Source organism: Leptospira inadai serovar Lyme str. 10, from assembly GCF_000243675.2.
In the GTDB taxonomy this organism is placed as follows: Bacteria; Spirochaetota; Leptospiria; order Leptospirales; family Leptospiraceae; genus Leptospira_B; species Leptospira_B inadai.
On the sequence record NZ_AHMM02000004.1, the window covers coordinates 13,303 to 37,479 of the forward strand.

At 42.8% G+C, this 24,177-nt stretch carries 24 protein-coding genes; 9 read left to right on the plus strand and 15 right to left on the minus strand.

Translation table 11 applies throughout. The annotated features are described in order from the left end of the window. The first annotated feature begins 11 nt into the window (after nucleotides 1–11). From LEP1GSC047_RS00310 to LEP1GSC047_RS00325, 4 genes are all read left to right on the plus strand, one after another. The gene (locus LEP1GSC047_RS00310) at nucleotides 12–461 is read left to right on the plus strand and encodes a DUF2147 domain-containing protein (protein ID WP_010410210.1); all 450 of its coding nucleotides are present in this window, start codon (nucleotides 12–14) and stop codon (nucleotides 459–461) included. 59 nt (nucleotides 462–520) lie between these two features. After that, nucleotides 521–967, plus strand: coding sequence for a DUF2147 domain-containing protein (locus LEP1GSC047_RS00315; RefSeq protein WP_010410213.1), 447 nt, complete (start codon nucleotides 521–523; stop codon nucleotides 965–967). Nucleotides 968–1,074: 107 nt separating this feature from the next. After that, nucleotides 1,075–2,598 (plus strand): M14 family zinc carboxypeptidase, encoded by a 1,524-nt coding sequence (locus tag LEP1GSC047_RS00320; protein WP_010410214.1) that lies wholly within the window; start codon nucleotides 1,075–1,077, stop codon nucleotides 2,596–2,598. Between the two features lie 55 nt (nucleotides 2,599–2,653). After that, entirely contained in the window at nucleotides 2,654–3,592 is a 939-nt protein-coding gene (locus LEP1GSC047_RS00325) for a DMT family transporter (protein ID WP_010410217.1), read from the plus strand. Nucleotides 3,593–3,606: 14 nt separating this feature from the next. Here LEP1GSC047_RS00325 and LEP1GSC047_RS00330 read toward each other — a convergent pair whose 3' ends face one another. The 9 genes from LEP1GSC047_RS00330 to LEP1GSC047_RS00370 form a co-directional block, all read right to left on the minus strand. Continuing rightward, nucleotides 3,607–4,506 carry a hypothetical protein gene (locus tag LEP1GSC047_RS00330; RefSeq protein ID WP_010410219.1) on the minus strand — a complete coding sequence of 300 codons (900 nt, stop codon included), beginning with the start codon at nucleotides 4,504–4,506 and terminating at the stop codon, nucleotides 3,607–3,609. Next, the gene (locus tag LEP1GSC047_RS00335; protein ID WP_010410220.1) at nucleotides 4,503–5,555 is read right to left on the minus strand and encodes a hypothetical protein; all 1,053 of its coding nucleotides are present in this window, start codon (nucleotides 5,553–5,555) and stop codon (nucleotides 4,503–4,505) included. The genes LEP1GSC047_RS00330 and LEP1GSC047_RS00335 overlap by 4 nt, the downstream gene beginning before the upstream one ends. Next, the gene (locus LEP1GSC047_RS00340; protein WP_010410222.1) at nucleotides 5,552–6,055 is read right to left on the minus strand and encodes an RNA polymerase sigma factor; all 504 of its coding nucleotides are present in this window, start codon (nucleotides 6,053–6,055) and stop codon (nucleotides 5,552–5,554) included. The genes LEP1GSC047_RS00335 and LEP1GSC047_RS00340 overlap by 4 nt, the downstream gene beginning before the upstream one ends. A 153-nt stretch (nucleotides 6,056–6,208) precedes the next feature. Next, entirely contained in the window at nucleotides 6,209–7,330 is a 1,122-nt protein-coding gene (locus LEP1GSC047_RS00345; protein ID WP_010410223.1) for a DUF5777 family beta-barrel protein, read from the minus strand. Further along, nucleotides 7,327–7,914: a YceI family protein gene (locus LEP1GSC047_RS00350; protein ID WP_020988017.1), complete on the minus strand. Its 588-nt coding sequence runs from the start codon at nucleotides 7,912–7,914 to the stop codon at nucleotides 7,327–7,329. The genes LEP1GSC047_RS00345 and LEP1GSC047_RS00350 overlap by 4 nt, the downstream gene beginning before the upstream one ends. Next, nucleotides 7,911–8,393, minus strand: coding sequence for an LIC11213 family lipoprotein (locus LEP1GSC047_RS00355; protein WP_010410225.1), 483 nt, complete (start codon nucleotides 8,391–8,393; stop codon nucleotides 7,911–7,913). Before LEP1GSC047_RS00355 ends, LEP1GSC047_RS00350 begins: the two co-directional genes overlap by 4 nt. A 1-nt stretch (nucleotide 8,394) precedes the next feature. Next, nucleotides 8,395–9,759 (minus strand): transporter, encoded by a 1,365-nt coding sequence (locus LEP1GSC047_RS00360; RefSeq protein WP_010410226.1) that lies wholly within the window; start codon nucleotides 9,757–9,759, stop codon nucleotides 8,395–8,397. Between the two features lies 1 nt (nucleotide 9,760). Continuing rightward, entirely contained in the window at nucleotides 9,761–11,209 is a 1,449-nt protein-coding gene (locus LEP1GSC047_RS00365; RefSeq protein ID WP_020988010.1) for a YncE family protein, read from the minus strand. Between the two features lie 228 nt (nucleotides 11,210–11,437). Next, nucleotides 11,438–11,875 (minus strand): LIC_11090 family protein, encoded by a 438-nt coding sequence (locus LEP1GSC047_RS00370; protein ID WP_010410230.1) that lies wholly within the window; start codon nucleotides 11,873–11,875, stop codon nucleotides 11,438–11,440. A gap of 246 nt (nucleotides 11,876–12,121) precedes the next feature. On the opposite strand from LEP1GSC047_RS00370, the gene LEP1GSC047_RS00375 reads away from it, so the two are divergent. Next, entirely contained in the window at nucleotides 12,122–14,197 is a 2,076-nt protein-coding gene (locus LEP1GSC047_RS00375) for a methyl-accepting chemotaxis protein (RefSeq protein ID WP_010410233.1), read from the plus strand. Nucleotides 14,198–14,263: 66 nt separating this feature from the next. Here the strand turns inward: LEP1GSC047_RS00375 and LEP1GSC047_RS00380 are convergent, their stop codons facing one another. Then, nucleotides 14,264–14,707, minus strand: coding sequence for a carboxymuconolactone decarboxylase family protein (locus LEP1GSC047_RS00380; RefSeq protein ID WP_010410236.1), 444 nt, complete (start codon nucleotides 14,705–14,707; stop codon nucleotides 14,264–14,266). A gap of 716 nt (nucleotides 14,708–15,423) precedes the next feature. On the opposite strand from LEP1GSC047_RS00380, the gene LEP1GSC047_RS00385 reads away from it, so the two are divergent. After that, on the plus strand, nucleotides 15,424–16,308 hold the full coding sequence (locus tag LEP1GSC047_RS00385) for a hypothetical protein (protein ID WP_238325494.1): 885 nt from the start codon (nucleotides 15,424–15,426) through the stop codon (nucleotides 16,306–16,308). Between the two features lie 169 nt (nucleotides 16,309–16,477). Here the strand turns inward: LEP1GSC047_RS00385 and LEP1GSC047_RS00390 are convergent, their stop codons facing one another. After that, complete coding sequence (locus tag LEP1GSC047_RS00390) at nucleotides 16,478–16,696, minus strand: hypothetical protein (RefSeq protein ID WP_010410240.1); 219 nt, start codon at nucleotides 16,694–16,696, stop codon at nucleotides 16,478–16,480. Between the two features lie 266 nt (nucleotides 16,697–16,962). Here LEP1GSC047_RS00390 and LEP1GSC047_RS00395 point away from each other — a divergent pair, with 266 nt between their 5' ends. Continuing rightward, the gene (locus LEP1GSC047_RS00395; RefSeq protein WP_010410244.1) at nucleotides 16,963–18,219 is read left to right on the plus strand and encodes a hypothetical protein; all 1,257 of its coding nucleotides are present in this window, start codon (nucleotides 16,963–16,965) and stop codon (nucleotides 18,217–18,219) included. An 8-nt stretch (nucleotides 18,220–18,227) separates the two neighbouring features. Here the strand turns inward: LEP1GSC047_RS00395 and tnpC are convergent, their stop codons facing one another. From tnpC to tnpA, 3 genes are read right to left on the minus strand one after another with little or no spacing between them, the layout of a single operon-like run. Next, a complete protein-coding gene (gene tnpC, locus LEP1GSC047_RS00400) occupies nucleotides 18,228–19,799 on the minus strand; it encodes an IS66 family transposase (protein WP_010410250.1) in 1,572 nt (523 codons plus the stop codon). Between the two features lie 41 nt (nucleotides 19,800–19,840). Next, nucleotides 19,841–20,191 carry an IS66 family insertion sequence element accessory protein TnpB gene (gene tnpB, locus LEP1GSC047_RS22435; RefSeq protein ID WP_010410257.1) on the minus strand — a complete coding sequence of 117 codons (351 nt, stop codon included), beginning with the start codon at nucleotides 20,189–20,191 and terminating at the stop codon, nucleotides 19,841–19,843. A 2-nt stretch (nucleotides 20,192–20,193) separates the two neighbouring features. After that, complete coding sequence (gene tnpA, locus LEP1GSC047_RS00410; protein ID WP_010410263.1) at nucleotides 20,194–20,457, minus strand: IS66 family insertion sequence element accessory protein TnpA; 264 nt, start codon at nucleotides 20,455–20,457, stop codon at nucleotides 20,194–20,196. A 46-nt stretch (nucleotides 20,458–20,503) separates the two neighbouring features. On the opposite strand from tnpA, the gene LEP1GSC047_RS00415 reads away from it, so the two are divergent. Together LEP1GSC047_RS00415 and LEP1GSC047_RS22440 are read left to right on the plus strand one after the other, a co-directional pair. Then, a complete protein-coding gene (locus tag LEP1GSC047_RS00415) occupies nucleotides 20,504–23,689 on the plus strand; it encodes an HNH endonuclease domain-containing protein (protein ID WP_039933712.1) in 3,186 nt (1,061 codons plus the stop codon). A 60-nt stretch (nucleotides 23,690–23,749) separates the two neighbouring features. Beyond that, a complete protein-coding gene (locus LEP1GSC047_RS22440) occupies nucleotides 23,750–23,935 on the plus strand; it encodes a CRISPR-associated endonuclease Cas1 (protein WP_146036935.1) in 186 nt (61 codons plus the stop codon). Nucleotides 23,936–23,986: 51 nt separating this feature from the next. Here the strand turns inward: LEP1GSC047_RS22440 and LEP1GSC047_RS00420 are convergent. Beyond that, nucleotides 23,987–24,177, minus strand: a 191-nt coding sequence (locus LEP1GSC047_RS00420; RefSeq protein WP_020988018.1) for a transposase, incomplete at its 5' end; no start/stop codon positions are given.

Consider the following 24,177-nt stretch of genomic DNA (forward strand, 5'->3'; position numbering starts at 1 on the left):
GTTCATCGACCATGAGAAAAATACTCATTCTTTCTATTGCCTTGGCTGCATTTCTTGTTTCGGACGGGATTTTTGCGGATCCTCTTCCCGTTGTAGGGAAGTGGAAGACGATCGACGATGAGGACGGTACCGAAAAATCGGTCGTAGAAGTCTACGAACAAGGCGGGAAGATTTATGCTAAGATTGTCAGCCTAAGGGATCCGGTCGATAAGGACGGAAAACCGAAGGTTTGTACAAAATGCGAGGGCGTCGATAAGGATAAGCCTGTCGTCGGACTAGTCATCATGAAAGGCCTTTCTGCGGATGGGGACGAATTTACCGGCGGTACGATTATGGATCCGAACAACGGAAAAACGTATAAATGCAAAATAAAAGCCGTTGAAGGCGGAAAAAAACTGAACGTGCGCGGATTCATCGGGTTTTCGTTGATAGGGCGCACTCAAACTTGGATTAAAAAATAATAAAGCGCAATCCTCCGGGCGGGCCATGGTCCGGAGGATGAATATATAAGGAAATTATAATGAAACGAGTTTTTAATACGTCATATTTGATTCTATTATTTCTGATCTCGGGAAGCCTATTCGCGCAACCTTTGCCCGTAACCGGGTCCTGGAAGACGATTAATGAGCAAGGAAAAGAGGAATCCGTAGTGGAAATCTACGAACAGGGCGGGAAAATTTTCGGAAAGGTTACGAGTTTGGCGGAACCGAACGATAAGGACGGAAAACCCGCGAGATGTACCGAATGCGACGGTCCGGAAAAGAACAAACCGGTATTGGGTATGGTAATCATAAACGGTTTATCCCCCGACGGCGATAAATGGAGCGGCGGCCGTATTCTAGATCCTAACGACGGCGTGTGGTATAAATGCTTTCTCCGGTCGGTCGAGGGCGGAAAAAAATTGGAAGTCCGGGGTTACGTGGGTTTTTCCCTGTTAGGCAGGACTCAGTACTGGGTAAAAAAATAAGTTCATCTATCCTTGCATTCGGATAGATTCCTTGAAAAGCCCCCTTCCTAGATTTGAGCCTACCATTTTTTTTCTTGGTTTGCACAAGAAGGGGTGTCCGATTATCTTTGCCTCCGGTGCATCTCCCGCTACGATTTCGCTTATTCCTCATTCCTTTCGGATGTTCGATCCTTTTCTCATTCGTTTCCTGTCTATATCGAACGACGATACCCGCCCGCCCTCTGAACGATTCCGGTAAGACCGCTTTGCTAAGAGTGGATCGAGGGGCCAAGGAAGAGTTTCTTCGAATCACCGACTATCGCGTTCCGTTTACCTTCGAAGAGAAGGATTCGTATTATGCGGTACTCTCCAGGACAGCGCTTAAACAATACGGTTTTCCGAAAAGCGGTATATCGATCGTAAACAAATATCCGTTTAAATACTATTCCGGAAATTATCAGGATTTAATCAACGAATCCATTTTCGCTCTCGGTGACGTAAAAAAGGGGTATAAGGATGATTCTTTAAATTTTCATTATCTATACTGGACGACGAAGTTATTTCCCGGTCAAGCGTCGTTCGAAGTGATAGGAAAATCGGCCAGAGGTTCGGACATTTTTGCGATCCTATTGACCGATACCCGCCTTTCGGACGACGGAAAAGTTTCCGTTCTTTTCAATTGCGCTCATCATTCTAACGAAGTGATTTCCGTCGAACATTGCTACGACGTGATATACGGAATTTTATCCTCTAAAAAAGAGTATGCGGACGCTCTTTCGAAGCTGAAGATCTGGGTCGTGCCGATCGTGAATCCGGATGGAGCCAAAGTTTTTTGGCACGATACCATCGCCATGGGAAGAAAAAACGGTGCTCCGGGTTACGGGCCTATTTTAGAAAAGGATAACCCAGGTGTCGATATTAATCGGAATTACCCTTTTTTTTGGGGGAAGACGAACTCCAATCAGACTTCCTCGATTCCTGCCAGTACGTTTTATCGCGGGCCTGGTCCGGCTTCGGAGCCGGAAACCAAGGCGATGATAGCTTTGGCCGAAAAAGAAAGATTTGTCGGTTCGATTAGCTATCACGCTTATGCGAATTGCATTTTGGTTCCTTATTCCATTGACGATACGAAAAATCCCGATCCCGATCTTACTTGGGATCTAGGAAAAAGGATCGCGTCGGAAATCCGCAGTTATAACCCCGACAAGTCGTTTCAGGCGAGAAAAAATATTTATGGAGTCGATGGAGTCGATCAGGATTATTTTTTCTTTAAATACGGAACTCTCGCCTATCTTTTGGAAACGTCCCATTCCAACCCTCCTTATTCCGACGTTCCCAAGATCGTCGAATCGATGCGCCCCGCTTGGACTTTGTTGCTGGAGGAAATTTTGGAAGGAAACAAAATCTTTTTCCGGATTCGCGATGAGAGCGGACATCCTTTATCAGTTAACGTAATATATGAGAATCAAACGTTCTTTCAAAATGAAACCCGCTCTTCCCGTCCTAGAGACGGACTATTCTTTCAATCGTTTCCTTCTCTGCGAAAGATACGAATTCGTCTGGAAAGGGACGGTTATGAGACTTTATATTGGGAAGGGCCGACTTGGAAATCCTGGAAAGCGGTGGATTTGGTCTTGAAGAAGCTAAGATAACGGCTCGTAATTTCGTTAAACGAAACGTGCCGAAAGACGGGACATTCACTCGAACATGGAACAAAGATTTGCGATGAAGCAATTCAAAAATGAGGGAGCTCTCATACTATGTACGTTGGTGTGGGGAGGGACGTTTACGGCGACAAAACTGAGCCTAGTTTCCGTTTCTCCGTCCCTTTTTTTGGGGATTCGGTTTGCCATCGCCTCGGCGGTATTTTTAATTTATGCCTTGCTACGGAAACCCGCGAAAGAATTTTACGGAGAAGCGAAAAAGCTTCGGCTGTGGCTCCCTGTTCTTTTGGGATTTTGGATGTTTCTCGGATTCGCTTGCCAAACGATCGGTTTAAAATTTACGACGGCGACAAAGTCGGGATTTTTAACCGGAACATTAGTCGTCATAACTCCTATCCTTCAAACCGTCTTTTTTCGCCGAATTCCCAATGCGGGAAATTTACTGGGCGTAATCATCGTTATGCTGGGTTTGTTCTTTCTCTCCTTCGATCCCGAGGCGGGTAACGAGCAGTTATCCTTTCAGTTTCATTGGGGGGATTTCATAACCATAGGAGGAGCTTTTTTCTTTTCACTTTATATTCTCCTAATGGATAGGGTAAGCCGGGAAGTTTCGATGCAAACCCTTCTTTTATCGCAAACGTTAACTACGAGCATACTTTCGTTTCTGCTGGCGTTCGGGTTGGATTTTCTGGGATGGGAGACTTTGATGTGGCATTGGGAAACCGGAGTGCTGCCCGCTTTGGTTTATAACGGTTTGATTTCTTCCGTCGGAACTACGTTTTTACAAACGAAATATCAAAAAGCGGTAACTCCGACGAGGGCGGGCTTGATCTTTTCATTGGAGCCGGTCTTCTCCGCGGTGATCGCATATTACACTTTAGGCGAACGTATGCAATTTGTCGGTTTACTCGGATGCGGTTTGGTAATGACCGGAGTATTGTTTGCGGAATTATTCGGGGCCTCCAAGGAAAGAATCTCCTAAAACGAGGCTTGATTCTAAAAGCGAAGCGACCATTCGGTGCGAAAGCCGCTGGATAACCCGACAGGAGTCGTTTCGTATGTAGGAGCTACGGAGAGTCTACTGTAACGACTCAAGGCCGCGGAATTCGAAGAGGGTCCATTCAAATAAGTGAATATTCCGTCTGCCAGAACTAATAGTACGAATAAATTCACCGTCGATCGCTTTCTTTTCTCATACTCGTCATGGTCGATGATATTGTTTCCGAAAGGAGTATAAACGTGAGTCGACAGATTCTCGTACCTGGATAGAACGAGAGAAAAGGCCTTATCGTTGTTGGACTGTAGATATTTGTCGGCTAAATATAGAAGCGTGATATTTTCACCGGAGGAAAGCGTAGAATGCGGAGATCGTCTATAAGCCGCCGCCAATAGAAAGGAAATCGATTTTCCGATCGTAAGCCCTATCCCGAGATTCCTCCGATCGCTTGCGATTAAACCGGACCAGACGGGTGCCGGTGCCCAAAGCCAAGATAAATTTCGTTCGGGTTTGGCGACTGTCGGAGGCAAAGGAGGCTGCGTCTCGATGATATCGACCGGAGACGTTACGGGAGGAGTCTCCGGAATTTTGAATGGATTCGGAACCGGTATAGTTTCCTTACTTTCCGATTTTTTAGGCTCGGAAGATTTGATTTTAATTTTAGGTTTTCTGGAAAGGACCGGGCCGGGTTCGATCGTCTTCAGCATATCCATGGGAAAGGATCGAGTGGTTCCGTCAGGAGATTCGAGGAGAATCTGCTTGCCTTCTATCTTACTTTTAACGTTCGTGATTATCCGACCGTCTTTTAAGCGTACGGTATCCGCGAAAATTACCGATTGCGTCAAATATGCCAGAAGTAATGCGATTGCATTCCGTTTAATCGCAAAATGGGACGTCACTCGAATTCAATCCTTCGAATTCGGGAGGCTTTTATTTCTTCTATCCGATTCTCCATTATCAGAATATATATATCTTTATTTTGTAATAAACCGGTTCCTTTTTTGACTCTACCGTCCTTTAGCAGGATCCGGTTTCCCGGAACCGGAACCGCTTCCGGGAAAAGGATTTTTCCGGGATCGGCAGCGGAGGATTTCCCTTCCTCATTGGATTCCATTCCGGAAAATAAGCTCGCAAGAATCGTTTTTTCCTCGAGCGATAAGGGGCGTATACTAGACTCTTCTCCTTCCGTAATGAAAGTTACGGTTTCATTTTTTAGTAATGGTTCGGCGACACTGGACGTCCCCGATTCCGAATTGACGAGTCTTACTTCCCCCTCTAATACTTCCAACCTCGTATTATTCTCCGGACCCGGACTGATTCTAATTTTTGTTCCGAGTAAGATCGCTTTTTTGAATCCGAGATTCACTTCCAAATCTTTCGCAAATCCTCCAAGAAACGTTTCATTCGTATAAGATTCTATTAATAAAGATCCTTTTTCGTATCGAACGGTCCATGTTCCATCCACAAGGGAAACTCGAGCTTCCGAATTCGGCAAGAGTCTTAATCGTAAGGATTTTCCCTTCGAGGATGTATGAAAAAAATAATCGCAGACCGAAAGCTTTTTGGATCTGAGATTCTCGCCTTGATTTACGATACAGGTTCCGAAAGTCAGGATGTCGATTCGTTCCATTTTACGCATCGGGAGCATTCGAGTCAGATAAACGAAAAGACCCATCAGGATCGCCGCCGCGATTGCGCCGGCAGGGATCATGATTCTTAGAACTTGGGATTTTGTCGGAGGTTCTTTCGTAACACCGAATACTTCCCCCAGGCCTATATGTATTTTATTGATCTCTTCGAATTTCTTCCGTAAAACGGGCGAGGCTTTAAGTAGATCATGGAGTTCGTTCCCGTCCTTACTATTTTCATCGAGTAAGAAGGACGCGACCAATTCTTCGAAGGGAACGGGATCGGACTCTAACGCTTTGATTCGGTCCCGAAAGTTCATAGACCGACTCCCTGATTCTTTAAGCAATTGCGAAGATTCCGCAAAGCTTCGGCGTATCGTCTACTTACGGAACGTTTCGTGATTCCTAATTTGGAACCGATCGTTTCTAAACTATCGCGAGTCAGATATTTTGCATCGATGACTTTGCGTTGATGGTCCGGGAGTTGCTTTAAACAATCGGAAAGACGGGTGATACTCTCGGTTTCGATGCGCGGTTCCTCGGGTAATCTTGTTGCGATCGAATTCATATCCATTCCTTCCAATACGTTCTTGGTTTTTCGCCGATGTCCAAAGTAAAGATTACGACCTACGATCTTTGCCCAAGAGTAGAAATTTCCCTTTTGCGGATCGAATTTTCCGGGATCGTTCGTAAGGATTAGGAAAACCTCCTGCACCAAATCGTCAGCCTTGTCAAAATCTCCGGTTAACGAATAGAAATAAACGAACAGGGATTTTTTGTTGGTTTCGTAAACTTCGACGATTGGATTCTTTTCTGGCATAGGAAGGGTTAATTCGATTCCCGCCTAAATCTTTCCTCCAGTCAAGAAGTTTCGACCGTACGGAAAGCGAGTTCACTAGCTTTCAATGCGTCGAATGGAATATGACGATTCTAAGATATAGGGACGCCCTTTTTTAGAAAACCGTCCTATTTCCTATTTTTTCTCCGATTCCGGTCGATGTTGGGCGGAGTCCTCGATCGTTCCGGAGTTATCGGTTTTTGTCTCTTCCCATTCGGCCGGCTTGGCCTCCTCTTCGAACGAGAAGTTTCTATGAATATTGAACCCGACCGAATATTGACGCTTTCCGAAATCGAAATCTCCACCGTTGAGAAGTTTGGTCTGAGCCAGGGCCCGTATGTCCGTGATAAAAAGTTGAAATACATGTCCTCCGGTTTCGAAATCGACACCGAAACTGAACGGAACGGTGTAATGTGGAACATGTTTATGGAGGACGACGTTTTGAAAATATACTGTGGGCAGGTCCCGCGGAAGGACGTAAAGAGTATTAATATCCGTCGCGGTTAGGGTCCGGACTCCTTGCAAGGTGGTCGGTCCGCTCGCAGAGTCGTAATCGGTTCCGATGTAGTCGCGTTGCTTCGTAAAGATCGCTTCGAAAGTGAAATCCACTCGCTTAAATAATTTAAGCCTTCCTCCCACATCGACTCCGAATCGATCGTTCCGAAGCGTGGATTTCACGAAATTGCGATGAACGAACGTCGGTGAAAGTTGTAGCGAAAAATACCTATTGAATTTTCTGGAAATTAAAATCGAGGCCATGTAACTTCTTTTATCATTATCCGTTAAGGTGTAATGATTTATATTTTGGGAAATATTCGCATCCAAAACGGAAATACCGGTCGAAGGGAGTTGTATCGCGGGATTCAGAGGGATAATCTCCTTATCCGTGTCTTGTGAAGCGACTCCCCAGAAACTCATCGTGAACGGTAAAATCGAAGATTGGGATAATAGCCGTACTTTAGAGCGTAACTCGTAGGTTTTATTCTCCGAAATCCTAGCAGCTCCGATCGAAATCGCCTTCGTAATTCCGTAATCGGCTCCGATTAGAATGTTTGCTCCCGAATCCAAACCGAAAAGATCTTTAAAACCGTTCTGAGCGTCACCGAATCTATGATTGAATCTAAGATCCAAATTTTTATATCCGACGTTTTCCGTCGAAGGCATATTAATTAACGTCGGGCTCATGAATGCGGCGCCCTCTCCGAAAAGAGAAGGTGAAATCAGGAAAATCAGGAAGGTAAAATATTTCTTTTTCATTGAAGACTTTCTAGGAGGAAAACGGTTTTGACTTCGATTTTTTGGTTTAACTTGAGATTCAGTAATTTAGGCACCTCGATGAAAAAATCTCCCAGTAGTATGGCGAAATCGGCCGTATATACCAGTCGTCCATCCTTCCCGGATAAAATTCCCTCGATGATAAAGTCGCTTTTTTCCTTTCCGTGTAGATAAAGAGTGCCGATCGTTTTTACCTTTCCCGTGGCCGAATCGAAGGAGATAAGTTTCCCTTTATACTTGGCATACGGAAAGTCTTCGCTCTCCAGATAATTATCATGTAAGTGTACGTCGCGAAGTCGATTTGCGGTCGTGAAGTCGCGAAGATCAATATTAATAGTTAACGTTTTTTGAATCGGATCGATTTCACCGAAAACGGTTTGCCCTAGACCTCGAATGATTTCCTGAGGGGCATCGCTTTTAAAATAGACTTTACCCGAGGCGACTTTGAGGTTCGAATTCGGCAACTCGATTCCGGCGATTTCATATACCGGTAAAGCCGAAATAGCCAGGAATAGAATTCTTAACGCATACAATCTTCCATTAATGGAGTCCGTTAAGTAGCTCATGGACCTGCACCTCCCTTAATCCAACAATAAATCGCTTGGTTCAGCAGGTCCGAGGTGAACTGGGACATTAGGCCGCCGGGAATAACCACCCGAAATAAGATACTGCCGTTAGGGTTATTCGGAACGACTATCGAGGATAAAGAAGCGTAACTAGTAACATCCACTCCTGCGCGAATGTTTCCTCCACTATGACATTGTCCGCAGTGAGCAGTGATTCCTTGTCCTTGGTCGAGGCTGGCAAATGTCGGTTTCGCGACCGAGCATTGATAGGATATTTGTTGCCCGCTAAGAAGAAGAGTCTCTAGCGCGCCGCCTCTGATTTTATCCGCGCCTGAATTTTCGCAGGATAGAACTAAGGCGGCGGTAAAAATCAAAGCGAAACGCACACTTACGACTCCCGATTTATCCGTCGGGAAAACGAATTTTAAGTTCCCGATTCGAAATCCGCGGATTAAAATGTTTAGTCTTAATCCGTGCATCTTAAAACAGCGCCTGCGCCGATAGGTTGAATGCGGATTTTAATCCGAGTTGGGGGCCGTTTAAATGTTGTTGGATCGGAACTCCGTATTCGAAATTGATTCTAGTTTCAAAATCGGAAATTAAAGGAAGCTTAATATTCGTTCCCGCGAAAGCGATCGTTCTTCTGCCTCCCTGTTTTTCGGGATCGTTCTGCGGATTCATCGTTATCGGTAAGCTTGGGTCCGAGCCGGACAAATTCTCCCACTTATCGAGCTGTATTCTTCCTAGAAACGAAATCCAATCCTTGACTTTCAGGCCGATCCACAAAGAAGCTTCATAACGATTTCCGAATTTATATCCGTTCGCGTTTTTCCCGTCCCTTAAGTTAGCCAACGCTTGCGTTCCCCAGAATATTTTTTCCCATTTTCCGGTATATGTTAACCCGGGAGAGGGATTATAGGTTCCCGTTCCCGGTTGCATACCGTAAGGGACTTTCATCCGGGGCAATCCGGGTGCCATGAAGTCCTGCTGATCGATCGAACCCGTCGGAAAACTTAAGCCGAAGCTTACTATAAGCGAATGATTCTCCTTATGCATGGTTCGATACGATATTCTACCTTGAATGTCCCCAACACCTTGCGCACTCATATAAGTTTTTAAGTAACTTCCGCCGTTTAACATTTCCATACTGTTCCTTACGAAAGGTATCATTGCCATTACGGTAAGGTTTTCGGTAATCGCTCCCATGAGGGTCGCCATATGCATTTCCATATTCATTTGGGTCGGCGTCATCATGTAAGTCGAATTTCCCGAGGATGGTGAGGTCGCCGAAAATCCGGCAATACTACCGTTTGTCGTCGTTTGGTGAGGAAATACGAGCGGAAGTACGGGGTCTATCTTGTTCGTGCCTTGGTATAAACCGGACATATTCATAAGCATATAACGATATTCTACCATAATAGTCCCTGGTGCATGAGTATGAGTTCCCATTAATCCGGATGGGGCTTCCAGTAGGTGATTGGAACCGTGCTTGCGGGGATGTTCGGACTCCTTTTTTTCGACCACTACCGAATTCTTACTATCTTCCTTTAACGTCGATGCGTCTTGCTTGTCGACGGTTTCCAATGAGGAATCTTTTTTCGGTTCGGCTGGAGATTCCTTTTTGTCGGAATTTTCCCGAAGCTTGCTTCTTTCCGGGTTTTCGGATTCTTTATTCTTACTTTCTAAAGTAGGTTTTGACGGCTTTTCACGGTTTTCCTTATTTCCGAAAATATCGTCCAGAATTCCTTCCTGAGCGGAGAGAGCAGTGCTTCCGAATACTATGGAAACCAAAATGATTTTTCGAGTCTTCGTCAAGAGGGAAGCGATTCGATTTGAGAAAGGCATATTACATTCCACTCATGCCTCCCATTCCGCCCATGCCACCCTGTGCGTCCGCTCCGCCCGGTTGGAAGATCGTGGAGTACGTAGGATTTCCGTTAACCGAAAGGGTTGTTAAGGGATTGTAACTCATTCCGTCTATGATCGAGACGGTGCCATCGCTGTAATTCGGAACGAAAAGATTCTTTACCGAACCGCTGATCGCGTTTATCGAAAAAGTTCTATATGATTGGACGGAAGATCCGACCATCGTCGTCCGAAGCAGGCTCGGATTCGGAAGGGACGAACTGTCGAAAATATAGAATGCACTCGAGTTGATCGTAGAAATTTGCGTCGACGTTCCCGAAACTGCAGAGGCTACGAAGAGTCTTTTTCCGTCGGGCGATTGCTGAAAATCCGAAAAGCCCGCTTTAGGGATTCGAATTAAACCGAATGTAGCGCCGGTCGGGTCACCTAAATCAAGAATTCTTAAAATTCCATAAGCTAAAGAACTGTAAGTGGTCGTATCCGTACCGGAAAGTATTAGGTATCTACCGCTTACGTCCGTTTTCATTACGGTATATCCTTTGCCAACGTTAAGCGAAGAGCCCAGTAAGGCCCCGGTTCCGCTATTTCCGTTAGGATCAATCACGGAAATGGTTCCGGCGCCGGTATTGTATACGTAGAACAAATTCATAAATGAGGAATATGCCACGTTTAACGGTGCGGTTCCGACCGTGATCGTCCTTAAAATTCCTCCGTTTGTGTCGGGAGGATTGATTCCCGGCGCTCCTAAAAATGTCGGAGAATTTGAATCGTCGTCTATTACGGAAACTGAATTGTCCGATTGGTTGGTTACGAGCGCTAAGAAAGGAGAAACTGTCTGGAAGGCGACTTTATGCGCTCCTTTTCCTACGCAGATGGACGCATGAATATACGCGATGATAACGGGATCCGGATCGTCGTGCACGACCGAAATCGATGATACGTTCGGATTCGCTTCCGAGGAACATAAAATCGAATCAATTCCGGATGAGTTTCCGTTATTCATAGTCCAATGATGGTCGGTATTATTAGGGTCGACGACGATTTCGACCGGGTTTGTTCCGACGGAGATGGTCTTCAAAACGGTTTGCTGGACTCCGGTTTGAATAATCTGCACTATATTCGAATTTGATAAAGTGGACAAAACGTGCCCGGTTCCTACTCCCGAAGCGACTAATCCCGCGGGTTGGACGGAAGATGAGATTTCCGCTAAAGGGAAAAATCCTCCTCCAACCTGCGCCTGAATCGGATTAATTCCGTAGGAAGAATTGCTTGAATTGGAAATATAAACGTACGCCTGGGTTTGGCCTGCGGCTAATAAATTTAGAAGAGCAGCGGATTTATTATAGTCCCCCGCTTTCGTGACAGTGCAACCCGCGTTGAAGCCGCCGAATACAAGCAGCAAAATAATTATTTTCGTATAGAGTGACATTACCGTATGTCCACCTTATCGGATTGATTCGTATGATCTCCGTTAGAGAAAGGTAATGGATGGAAAGATTCTCGATTGAGAAACGATATTATTCGTTCTTCTTAGCATTCGCCCGGAACGTCCGAAGATCCATGCGTTCGAAATTAGAAAGAATAATCTAGGAGATAGTTTCGAGGTCCAGGGAATACGGAGGATTCAACGGGCCTAACTCATTTCCATCCATCTTGATCAACGGTGGGGTGGGCGAAACGGATTCCCTTGATAACCGGAGGGTAGGGGAACTTCGGAGGCGATTACGGTTGCGGAATCGATCTTACTTGGAACAAAATTTATTTCGGATCTTTCATTTAAGAATTGGAAAGAAAAACCGGGATTTTCGTAGTTCTTCTCGTGCTTTTTGCAGGCGCACTCGTGTTCCGATTGTTTGTTCTTTACCGAATGACAATCGGGAAGTTTCCCTGATCGTCCGATTGAGAGGATTTGCGAGGACGAATCGGTCTTGGAAACGAAGTACTCGTCTTCAATATCGGCTTCATGGGTCTCCGCTTTCGAGGCGTGATTGCAAGTGCAAATCAGGCTTACGAAGGCATATTGTCTAAACGCGGCCTCGACAGATTGAATGCCGAAGGTCAGCAGGATGACCGAGAGTAAGCCCTTTTTTAACATCGCGATAGAGACTCTTTGTCGAGAGTCGAATTCCGAAGAATTTCGGTCAACGAGAATCCCATGTCTCCTTCTCAAATCCGAGAAGACATTTCTCAATCTAAAAATCTTTCTTTGAACTCGATTTCTCTCATACAGTCGTTAAGCGAAATGTTTACGCATCGAGATCGTAAAAACGGGAGATATTACAATCGAGAATTAACTTTTTTACTTTTAAAAAAAGGGGCCTATGCATCCTTACACCTCGCTATGAGTATTCGTACGAGAGTTTCCGTCTATGTCTCCTTGGTTTTGATCGCGGGTTTTTCCCTTTTAACCGTAATCAATTCGATTTCCTCCTATAGAAATCTTCGAAGTGAAATAGAGCGCAATTCCGAAGTCACTGCGGAACGCTGGGCATTGGAAGTAAAGGACATGCTTGACGTAGGTTTGGGGATGATCCGTGGATTTCGGTGGCCTTTGATCTATTCAACTCCGGAAAGAAGCCAGGTCGTCAGCGCGATTCGAGGAATGTTAGGACGGAATAAAAATTGGTTCGGAATGTGGCTGATTTACGAGCCCAACGCTTTTGACGGGAAAGATGCGCAATTTCGAAACACCGTCGGCCATGATGCTAGCGGAAGATTCGTACCTTATGTCGGTCGATCAAAGGGTGTGAATGTCTTGGATTTGGAACCTAGCGTGAATTATGACACTAACGATGAAAAAGCAGAATATTATAATATTCCAAAAAGAACTAATGAGATGGCGGTGATCGATCCCTACGTTTATCCGGTTGCCGGCAAGGATGTCTGGATGATATCGCTTGTTGCTCCGATCAGCCTGGAAGCAAACTTCTACGGAGTAGCGGGCATCGATATCGCTTTGGACCAGCTTCAGGCTTTTTTTAAAGATATAAAGCCCTTCCGCGGACAAGGATATATTTCCTTAATTTCACCTAAGGGATTGTATGCGGCTCATAGTTTACATCCGGAGCTTCTGGGTAAACAACTTCCGAATTCGGAAGAATTGGATTTAGTCCTTCGGACAAAGGAACAAGCTAAGAGATTTTCTTTCGAATCCGAGGATCATTTACATTATTATCTTCCTTTCCGACTGGGAAGAGACACGAGACATTGGGTCGTAAAGATCAGTATTCCTATGTCGATTTTTTGGGAAGATTTAAGCAAAGTCATTTTGGAGAGCATAGTGAGTTCGGCTTTGATCCTGATCACCGTGTTGATAGTTTTAAACGTCATTTTTAAGAGATTGATCACTTCGGGGCTTTTGCAAGCGATCGGATTTTCCCAGGAGATTGCGAAGGGAAATCTTACGGTGCACTCCGATTACGATAGGGATGACGAGATCGGAAAAGTTTTAGGGGCAATGGCACAAATGAGGGACGGTCTTCGTAAAATAGTGGCGGAAATCAGTTCTACTGCGGTGAAAATCTCTAAGACTTCGGACGAGATGAATTTTTCCTCGAGTCATTTTTCGGACGTCGCACAAACTCAAGCTTCCGCAGCGGAAGAATCATCGGCAGCCGTCGAAGAGCTTGCCTCTTCCGCGGAGAACGTGGGAAAATCCATGGAAAGAGCGGTCTCTAATATGAAGGAGATCGACGGTAACGTGGTCCTGTTACGCGAACAGATCGCCAGTATTAATCAGGAAATGCAAGGATTGGCCGGTCTAGCGACGCAATCGAAGGAAGAAGCATCGAGTGGAGAAAACGCGATGAGCTCCTCCATGAGAGCGATGGCCGGGATCCGGGATTCTGCTTCACGCATTACGGAAATCTTATCGATTATCACGGATATTTCCGAAAAGACGAATCTCTTGGCTCTGAACGCCGCAATCGAAGCGGCTCGCGCTGGGGATGCGGGTAAGGGTTTTGCGGTCGTCGCGGAGGAGATCGGAAAGCTTGCGACCAAGACGTCGGTATCGGTGCAAGAAATAGGCAATTTAGTGAATTCGACCAACGAAGCGGTCGCGAACGGAAACGCTAAGGTGGGAGAAGCCTCCGAGGTCTTAAAACGCTTGAAAGTACGAGTCGAAGAGTTTGATCGGACGGCAAAGAGCGTTCTTGTTTCGGTAAAAACGCAAGAGAATAATACCGTCGAGATTCGGCAGAGTGCCTCCAGTCTGATGAATTTTAGCATGCAAATCGAAGAGGCAGTGCTCGAACAAAAAAGGGCAACCGACGAGATTACTAAAACGATTCTTAGTATTTCGGAAGGAACGCAGGAAATAGCGGCCGGTGCCGATCAAGTGACCGGATACTCCGGGGAGATGCGAGGACAGGCTTCGCACTTAAGCTCCTTAGTGGGCCGGTTTCGGACCGAATAAAATCCGCGCTCGATCGAAAGAGTTTAAATTATTGTAATCAATTATAATTTAAACTCTTTCCTATGATTATACGACGGGCGCCTGTTTTCCGGTGGTTATTGCGATCCGATTCCATGAATTTATCGTGTTTATTAACATGATCAGGGCCACGAATTCTTTTTCGTCGAAATAGGCTCTTGCATTTTCGTATACGCGGTCCGGCAATCCTTCTTGAGAAATTTTCGTTACGTATTCCGTAATCTCTAAAGCGGCTCTTTCCTTTTCGGTATAGTAAGGGGATTCCCTCCAAGCGTTGAGTAAATAGATTCTTTTTTCCTCCTCGCCGGCCGATCGAGCGTCCTTGGTATGCATGTGAAGACAAAATGCGCAGCCGTTTATTTGCGAAGCCCGGATTTTAATCAGTTCACGTAGATTGGAATCGATTCCTCCCGATTTAGTGAATTCCTCCAAGGACAACATCGCTTGCAATGCAGCCGGATACGCTTTTGCGTAATCGAATCTAAGATTCATAGTTATTCTCCTTCTTTATAAGAAAGACGTCGATACGAACATACTGTGACAGTCCTCGTATAAAAATTCGAATGCAGAACGGTTCTAGTTGGAACCGCAAGGGCCATCGCTTTGGCAATTTCCGGAATCTCTTTGCGGTTCCGGTTTTTACCTTTAGGAATGATTTTATTTCTTAGAGATTTCCTCCTTGAAGGAATCGGAATCTCTGGCCTTTTCTATCTTTCGTAAAAAAATCGTCGGAAATTCCCAGTAAAAAATCTCGCATCGATCAAGAGATCTATCGAAGTCCAAAGCCAAGATCGAGTGAAATTTCAAAGACACTGAAGATCGCAATAAACTTTATATAGGATCTATGTGAAAATCTGACTGGATCTATAAAATAAATTTTGTACGAAAAAAAAATCGAGCGAGGCATCACGAGAATCCGGTTGGATCCGAAGTCAGATGCGCATTCCGAAATCATTCGGCGAAAATAAGAGGTTGGTAGTAGTACGTAGATTCGTGGAATCTTTATAAGTAGTTTTACGTACATTAGGAATATTTTATTCTTTTTTGAATTCCATTCCTGCAAATGTTATAAAAAAATAATTGCCTTATTTCTATTTTGTTCTATAGGGATTCGTATGAAGCTAAACAGTCGTCTTCTTACTTTAATTATTCCTTTTCTTCTGCTACTATCTTCGTGCAAGAAAGGAGGGGGGAACTCCGATCAAAATATGATGCTGTTCCTACTTCTTTATAATTTATCGGTCGCAGATTTTAATCCGGTGTTAGGGTTTCCCGGTACAGTCAATACCGTAACTAGTACGGGATCGTTTACTGCCGCTAGCTCCAATTATGCGGTCAGCGTGGATTCGGTCAACGCGACCGGAGTGACTGTTTTGGACGTCAACACTTTGCAATTCATAATGCCGAACTTGTCTAAGTATTCGGAAAATACGACGGTGAATATTACCGTCCGGAGCCAAGGAGCCGTAGTGCTTTCAAAAACGATTCGCTATCGGCCGACGCCTGCGATTTCTTTGAATGTTCCGAATGCATTTAATCGACCGATAAGCGCACAGGACCCGAGCAGCTTCTTTGCGGTTACGATCGGTAGTGCCGTTCCGCATATTTTCAACGTATTCGGTTATCCCTCGACCGATTTAGATCTATATTATTATTCTTCTCCTACTTCTCCAGCGACGACTATTGCATCTAGCCAAATGACGGACTCGGAATTCGCGAGAGTGAATATGGCCGCAGGTACGTATATTTTGCAGGTCAAATTCGTCTCAGGATTCAATACATTTTATAAAACTAATATTGCGAACGGAACGATTACCGCAGCGACTAATTCGAACGAGATCGACGATTATCGTAGGTGTTATGATTTTATGGCGACCGGAACTAGTCAGGGAACGGGATGCGCCGACGTAAACGCGGCTCATCTTGCTGATAGAACGGGAAGATGTACGTTCCCGACAAGTCAGGGAATTTCTACTCGTAGTTATTATAGTTTCGGTTTGTACGGATTTGACCCGTCATACGCGCAGACTACCTGTACACAGCCTGGTTATAGTTCTCCGAATCCGGATAAAGCGATTTTTGAATCCATGTGATTGTCGATTCTTGATGGAGAATTTCCGAATATTATTGTGTTCTACTTATCTGACACTTGGCTTCGGAACGGAATGCATGAAAGATATTCCGGGCGGGAATTTTCGAGCGGTTGTGCTTTTCGGTAGCTTTCTCTTTGTTTGTGTCCTGGCAGTAGGTATATTTTATCTTCTAAAGATTCAAAGTGATGCCCACGGCCTTTTTTAAAATGTCTCCTTGCCCCTTCAGAAGAGAAACTTCTTTCTCTAAAGCTTGAATCCTCCTGCCTGCTGCAATTTTGAGATCTTCATTGTCGGGAAATTCAAGAGCAAATTTCTTCTTCCAGTGACTTATAATGCCAGAAACAAGGCCAAGTTCTGAACATAATACCTTTGACTCCTTCCTTTTCAAATTCTTGGGAAACTGTTTATCGTAACCCCGCTTACTTTAAAGTTGCCTATCTCGATGTCCGTTTATCTGAGGATGGGTCATTTTGAAAATTCGCTTGATAGAAGCATAGTTTCTTATAAAAAAGTCAAATGGAGTCACAGCACAGAAAGCGCATAACGCTAATTTCCCTTGTGCTACTATTTTTTATTTATAAAACCTACGAACCAGCATATTAAACCATCACGAAAATTAAAGATTTAAATCGCTATCAATAAAGAAGGTGTTATATGATATTAAAATCTCCGATTGCAATAGATTTGGGAGCAAAGAATACGGGAATAGTATACACAACATACCAACCAAATGCTCTTCCTACAGAAATTCATGGCGCGACTATAATTTCGGATAATTTAAAGTTATCTCAAGTGGACAGGAGAGCAAAACGTCATCAGAGAAGAAATTACACACGGATGAAATTGGCTCGCAGATTAGTATATTTGATCATAAGATATCATTATAGAATTCCTGAACAAGATTTGACCCCTGAAGTAAAAACATCATTACAGTCGCTCCTGACAAGAAGGGGCTACACTTTTCAATCCATCGAAACAGAAGGAAATGAACTCGGACAAGCTCCTTGGGGAGAAATAGAGGATTATTTTCCGAATGTTCAAGATTATGAAAAATCTCTGCCGATTCAAACCGTATTATATCATTTTTTCTCCTCAGAAAATCTGGAGCTTAATAAGCTTGTCCCTTCTAAAGAACCTGAGACGAAAGAGGATAAAAATATACTGAAGTATATTAGAGAACAGAAGGAAGCATTCGAATCTGAGCAAAACAATGGCGCAAGACACAGACTAAAGTATTTCGAGGAGATAAAAGAAGATTTTCCGCGAAAAATAAAATTAATGGAGTGTTTACAAAAGAACAAAATAGAAGAAAAGAAATTTCTAAATCTAATTCAAAATATATCTAATCTACAAATAAAACCACTTCGAGCATATTTTAATGATAAAGATATGAAGGAAAAAGAAATATGGGAACCTAGAAGATTACACACCTATATTGCAAGATGGATTCGATCTTGGCACATAGATCCGAAAAATAGTTCAAAGCGTCTTATTAGACAAAAATTACTCTCGCAACTTGAAAATGGAAAGTTAAAAATAATTCGAGATACATCAATCTACTCCCCCTCTAAAGATATTATAAGCTTCCTAGAGGAAATAGACCCTAAGGATACAATTCCACCGTACGAAGATCAAAACAACAGACACCCTCCACGTTGCCAAAATTTATGGTTAGACGGCAAAATCTTAGACAGATACTTTCCAGGCTGGGAGCAATCCCTATGGAAGTTGATAAGAAATGAAAAGAACAATCCTTTTGAACAGTTGATCACAAAAGACTTTCGAACCGACGACACAATTAGCGAGGGCAAATCTCTTTCTGAACAGATACAAATTTATGAACGTTCACATTCCAATATAAAATTAGATGTTCGCGCCGTTATACTCCAACGATTTCTAGATCGGTCGTAAGCGCTCAATTAAACCCATCCCATCGATTTTGAAAAAAGACTTTCAAAATCTTGTGTTAAATGGGAGGCAGGCACCCCTTCGAAAAGAGTACGAAGGACGGCATAGGGATCTTTTTTGTTAGCGATAGCGGTTTGAACGATAGAAAAAAAGAAAGTGCTGGCCTCAGCTCCGTCAGGGCTGCCTGAGAATAGCCAATTCTTTCGTCCGATTACGAAGGGTCGAATTCCATTTTCGACAAGATTGTTATCGATATAAAATTCTCCATGAGAAAGATAAATCGTCAATCGCTCCCATTCGTTTAAGGTATAACGAATTGCCTCGCCGATCGGACTCTTTGGAAGGACTTGAGAATAGGCGCTGTCTAAGAATGTTTTTAAATCATCCAAAATAGGTTTTGATTTTTCTTCCCTGATTTTTTGAATCTTTGAAAATAAACATAGAGAGTGAAGTTTTTGTTTTCGAATTTCTTTTTCGACCGCGTAGACTTCCCTGAGTCTTAAGATGACATAGCCTGCAATACGATCTTCTTCCGACTGCCAGACCGAGTAAAATTTCCTTCTCGCGTGCGCGAAGCATCCTCCATGAAGCACTCCTTTCCAATTTCTAAAATTGGAATCATAGCTACTAAAAGCGTCGGTCTGAATACAACCCTGGTATCGATTCAAGAATTTCGGGATGAACTCCGCAGACCTTGTTTCTCTATAAAGATAAAGTAATACCGGTTTATCCGGATGACCTCCTCGAAACAGCCACATATACGACTTAGTCGTATTGGATCTGTTCGGTTCTTTCATTACTTGAAGCGTAGTTTCGTCTATCCCGATCAAAGATCCTTCGAGTAACTGTTGTTTTAAAATAGAAACGAATGGCTTGCACTTCTCATACACTTGTTTTGTCCAATTGCACATCGTTGAACGGGGCAATTCCAGACCCATTCTACGAAATATCTTCTCCATTCTGTAAAATGGAAGATGATCTACGAATTTACTCGTTAAGAGATACGCTACAAGCCCCGGCGTTGCAATACTTTGCGGTAGTAACTGCGGAGGAAGAGGGGCCGTCTTTATTACGCTTCCCGCTTCGTTTCTTTCGTCTCCATTACAATGTTTGCATGCGTATTTGTATCGGATGTGTTTTACAACAAATACCTTCTGAGGAATGATATCCAGCTTCTCGGATGTCTCTTCTCCGATCCGGCTAAGTTCTTGCCCGCAGTTACAGATCTTCTCCGATTCAGGGATATCATGAATGATTTCCTCTCTCGGTATATGATCCGGGATCGGCTTTCTACCAGGTTTTTTGCGAGTATGAGAATGGATTTCGACTTTCTCGTCCGCATGTCCATTGTATAACCCGGGAGAATCGTTTTGTGATTCTTCTATTTCGTTGAACAATTTTCCCTGTAGGATTTCGCTCGGGTCTATCTTCTCCGATTTGCTTCCATACAATTCTTTGCGATAGCCGAGAACGAGATTCTCCAAAGAACTAATCTTAGAACGAAGAGACGCATTATCTTTCTGTATATTATGCAATAATACTTTAAGCTCTTCGTTTTCCGCTAAAAGTTCCTCTCTAGACACTCTGCTTTTATATTTCTTGTCCTGCTTTCTTCAAGAACTTTTTATCGAAGGCCGGATACATCCATTAATCGATGCTCTTTTCTAAAATCTATACCCTTCAGTAGCCAGGATACTTCACGCCAACTTAAGTCCAACGCCGATTCCTCCGATTCAGGCCACGGAAACTTTCCCTTTTCGAGCCGCTTCTGCCATATGCAAAAGCCGTTTCCGTCCCAATACAGACATTTCAATCGATCTCGGCTCTTGCCACAGAACAAAAACAGATATTCCGAATACACATCCTTCGACATTTCTTTTTTCACTATAGTACTCAAACCGTTCCACGATTTCCTCATATCTGTCCTTCCCGGTCGGACATATACTCGCAGACTCTTCGGATCTCGAAATATCATTCCTATTTCCCTTGTATCGTTATGTTTATTTCTCCACTCCGGCTTATTTTTATTTCCACACCTTTACTCGCCTCTAAACTTCCTAAGTTTATTGGCACGAGCCTTTTCTCAGAGCCTGCCGTTTTCACTTTCTCTTTGCTATGACGAAGCCAATAACCTAACGTGCTTACGCTGATTCCCGACTCTTCGCAGTAAGCCTTCTGGCTCAAGCCGCTTTCTTGATATTCTGCTATATATTCTTCCCGACTCTTTCTTGCTTTGCTCATCTCATAAGTTTAACACGATTCGATCGATAGCTTACCCTGGGGTTAATTGAGCGCTTACGATCGGTCGGCCAATTTGGATCCTTGGTCCTTACGACTGCAAGGAAAGGCCAAGAAAGAAATCAAAACCACCGAATCACTATCTAAAACCGATCTACAAAAAGCTTCGGATGCATACGAGAAAATTAAAGAGATCCTGAGTGAATCAGATACAGACCAATTTATAAAACTGGCAAACCGTTATTATCTTGAAGTAGCTGATATTAAAAAAGGAATGTGGCTCCCAACGGCCCCTGAAAGAAAGCATAAAGAAATTCCGAAATCAATCGCGCATGAAGAAAATCAAGATATATCTCTTTTTCACAAATGCAACACCAAGACAGGTTCTAAAAAAAAGAATCTCTCAAGTCTCGTTGGAAATGTTTTAAACGTCAAATTTTCTCAAGACGCATTTCAAAATTTCTTAATACTTTGGACTGAAAAGTTTGATGGTCGCTCCTCTCTGAATTCATTGGCAAAATCAATTGAAGAAATTCGATCGATTCAGAATGAGTTTGTAGTAGAATATTCAATATTACTCAAAAAAATCAAAAAAGGAGAAATCGATAAAAAGAACGATGTATATAAAGTATATCAAAACACTATAAAATCATCTGAAAGACTTGAACAAGTCCTAAAAGAAAGGTTAGGGTTTCAAAACGTATCAAAGAGTTACTTTAATAATCCTTATAGTATTGCTCAACTCTATAATTTAATCTCCGTGGATAGGTCAGGATTCTCGAAAGTCTGTAGATCTTGTCAGGAAGAAAATCATTGGAGATCCACTTTAATTGATACAGACCGAGGCCCTCAAGCTCAAGCATCCAAACAAGTATCGGATACAGGTCGCCCCTTTGATGGACAATTAGCGATGCTTCTAGACAGGATCGCTTTTGAAATCGTTAAACTAAAAAGGATAGAAATTGAAAGGCTTCTGTCTAATAAAAATTCTTCAAAAATCGAGGTAGTCGAAATTCCGCTTTTGATTGAAGAGAATTCATTTAATTTTCGTTACGAACTCGCGGAGCTAAAGAAGCTTTCAAAGAAGAAAAAAGACCAACTAAAGAAATCTGTCGAAGAGTTTGACACAAAACTAAACTCAAAGCAGGAAAGAATCAAAGCAGCTTCTCGGGAACTTTGCCCATATACTGGTAAGAAAATTTCAAAAGGCGAAATAGATCATATCTTGCCTCGTTCCTGGACTCAAAAACAATTCGGAACAGCTTTAAATGCAGAGGCAAATTTGATTTATGCTTCCCGAGAAGGAAACCAGTCCAAAGGCAATCGGGAATATGGCCTCAACGATTTGGACGAAAAATATTTAAACATAATATTTGGAACCAAAGAAGTTGATTCAATCCAAAGAAATATATCAGATACGATTGATCGCCTGGATATAGAAAGAGGCACCACTAGAATTGTATTTGATAGATTGGCTCCAAATGAGCGGGACTGCCTACGCCATGCTCTTTTTATAAAATCTCTACGACCCAAAGTTTTCGAGCTTTTGTCCGGCCAATTAAAAGCTCGAGTAAATGGGACCCAATTGTATTTAGCTAAAAGGATCCGTAGTTTGCTCCTCAAAAATCAGGATTTTATTACCAAATCCTTGATAATCAAGGTTCCTTCTTTCTCTTTTTATGAACCTAGAACGGTTGACCTTCCATATATGCGAAAAGAACTTGCTGAAAAATTTCCGAATCTTGGTAAGCAGAACCCTCAACCAACAGGAAGTCATATTATAGATGCAGCTATGGTGATGGCTTACGCAGTCGAAACAGATTCTGGGAATTTATCATTTGGTTCAAAAGATAAATCCGAAGGATTTGATTCCGAATCCTTATCTAGATTTTTACCGAGTAATATTCAATTTTTGTCTATCAAATCGAAAGACAAAACCGATTCAAAATATCCATACAAGAAACCACTTTTTAAAGACGGAGTCTTTGGGGAAAGATTTCTCCCTATACTTATTGCTGAGAAAGGCCTACGGGTTGGTTATACGCTAGAAAATTCTCTCGAAGTCAATTCTGAAAATCCAGAGGAATTTTTTAACGTGCTAAAGCCGTATCTGCTATTTAAAAGAAAGCCGATCGAGAGTAACTATCAAACACTTGTTGCTTTTGCCCAAAAAGATAAAAGAGGTTATATAGTATTACCAGTAAACAAACCAAAGGCATTAGAATCAATTTCGCAAAGAAAAAGTGATCCGCATACTTCCATACTAAAGAACATTTTATATACAGTTTCTCGAGAATCCATCCCTAGTCTAATTTTTGATAAGAATACTTTAATTCCAGAAATTAAATCCAACAAAGTAAATTGGGGAGATAAGTTAGAAAAGAAATTCAGAATCAAAATAGAAATTAAACTATACGGTAAGAAAATAGCTGATGGTTTCATCCGATATCCAGGGAAGACGGAATGGGAAAAGTTACTCTTAACAGAACCGCTGAAAGGATTAGTCAAAAACAAAACTCTTACACCAAAGTGGTTTGACAGTTTGGAAAACTTAGCCGGATTAGATGATCATTTTAAAGATACAAGTAATCCTGAAGCAAAACACAAACGAAAAAGCAATCACTACGCTCTCCCCGTCCCCAAAGGACCTTCAGGCGGCTTCCGAATCCGAAGAAATTCCTTTGATGGATACAAAGTTTATCAACTATATTCCGTAGATGGAAATTCTTTTCACGCTTTCAAGATTGAAAATGGATGGACTGGGAAAACCTTGCTTTTGGATATATATCAGAATAGCGGCAACTTACATTCTCTTGATTACGATTACGAAAATACCGATATTTCCCAAACTGCTCTCTTTTCCAAATTTTATAAAATAGAATTCTCAAAAGAGGAAACACAAAAGATAAACTCGAAAGGAATAAAGTCACTTTATGTGGCCCCAGGCAGCTCCTCAAGACAGTATATTAGAGTGATATTTGATAAACAAACATTCAGCAAATTTATTAAATTCCAATCAAAATTTTGGGAATTTGACTTAATCACTCCTCTACCCAAAGACAAAGCCAAAGATCTAATAGAAAGCATATTAAAAATTTTCCCAGAAGACTTACGGCCTAAAAAGCCACGAAATGATATTCACATACAGAACATTAGTCATGATTCTGTGCAGGTTGAATACATTGCGGATGGAAAAACCCAAGGATTCGGACAATATTTTATCAACCAAAACTAAAGACTGCCAGCGTAGGACCGATAATTGTAATGGTGTCTAACGCTATACTTGGTTACTTCTATGGTAAAACATGTTGCGATACAATCCTATGGCTCTAGTGTTTCAATCTCAGGAGCAAGGCTTTTCGTTTCTATTAAAGGCGAACAAGAATTTGAAATTCCCTTAAACCGCTTAAAAAGCCTAAAAGTATCGGGTAGAGGGGCAATTATAAGTTCGAATGCAATATCCGAATGCTCCAAAAGATAGTGTCCTTAAAGTTTCGCACAATTTAAATTTTAAGCAAGGCTCTGAATACCGTCAAGCCGTGAGCTTTGAAATTTTTAACTCTTTTAACTTCTCCATGTCAACATACTTTTTAGTTCCCCACTTAGTAGAGGCAACATGCCTTAACCTTGCAGTAGCTAACATGAGAGCGGACTTACCATCCGGAAAAGCTCCTACAACTTTCGTTCTTCTCTTGATCTCTTTGATGATCCGCTCTAAAGGAT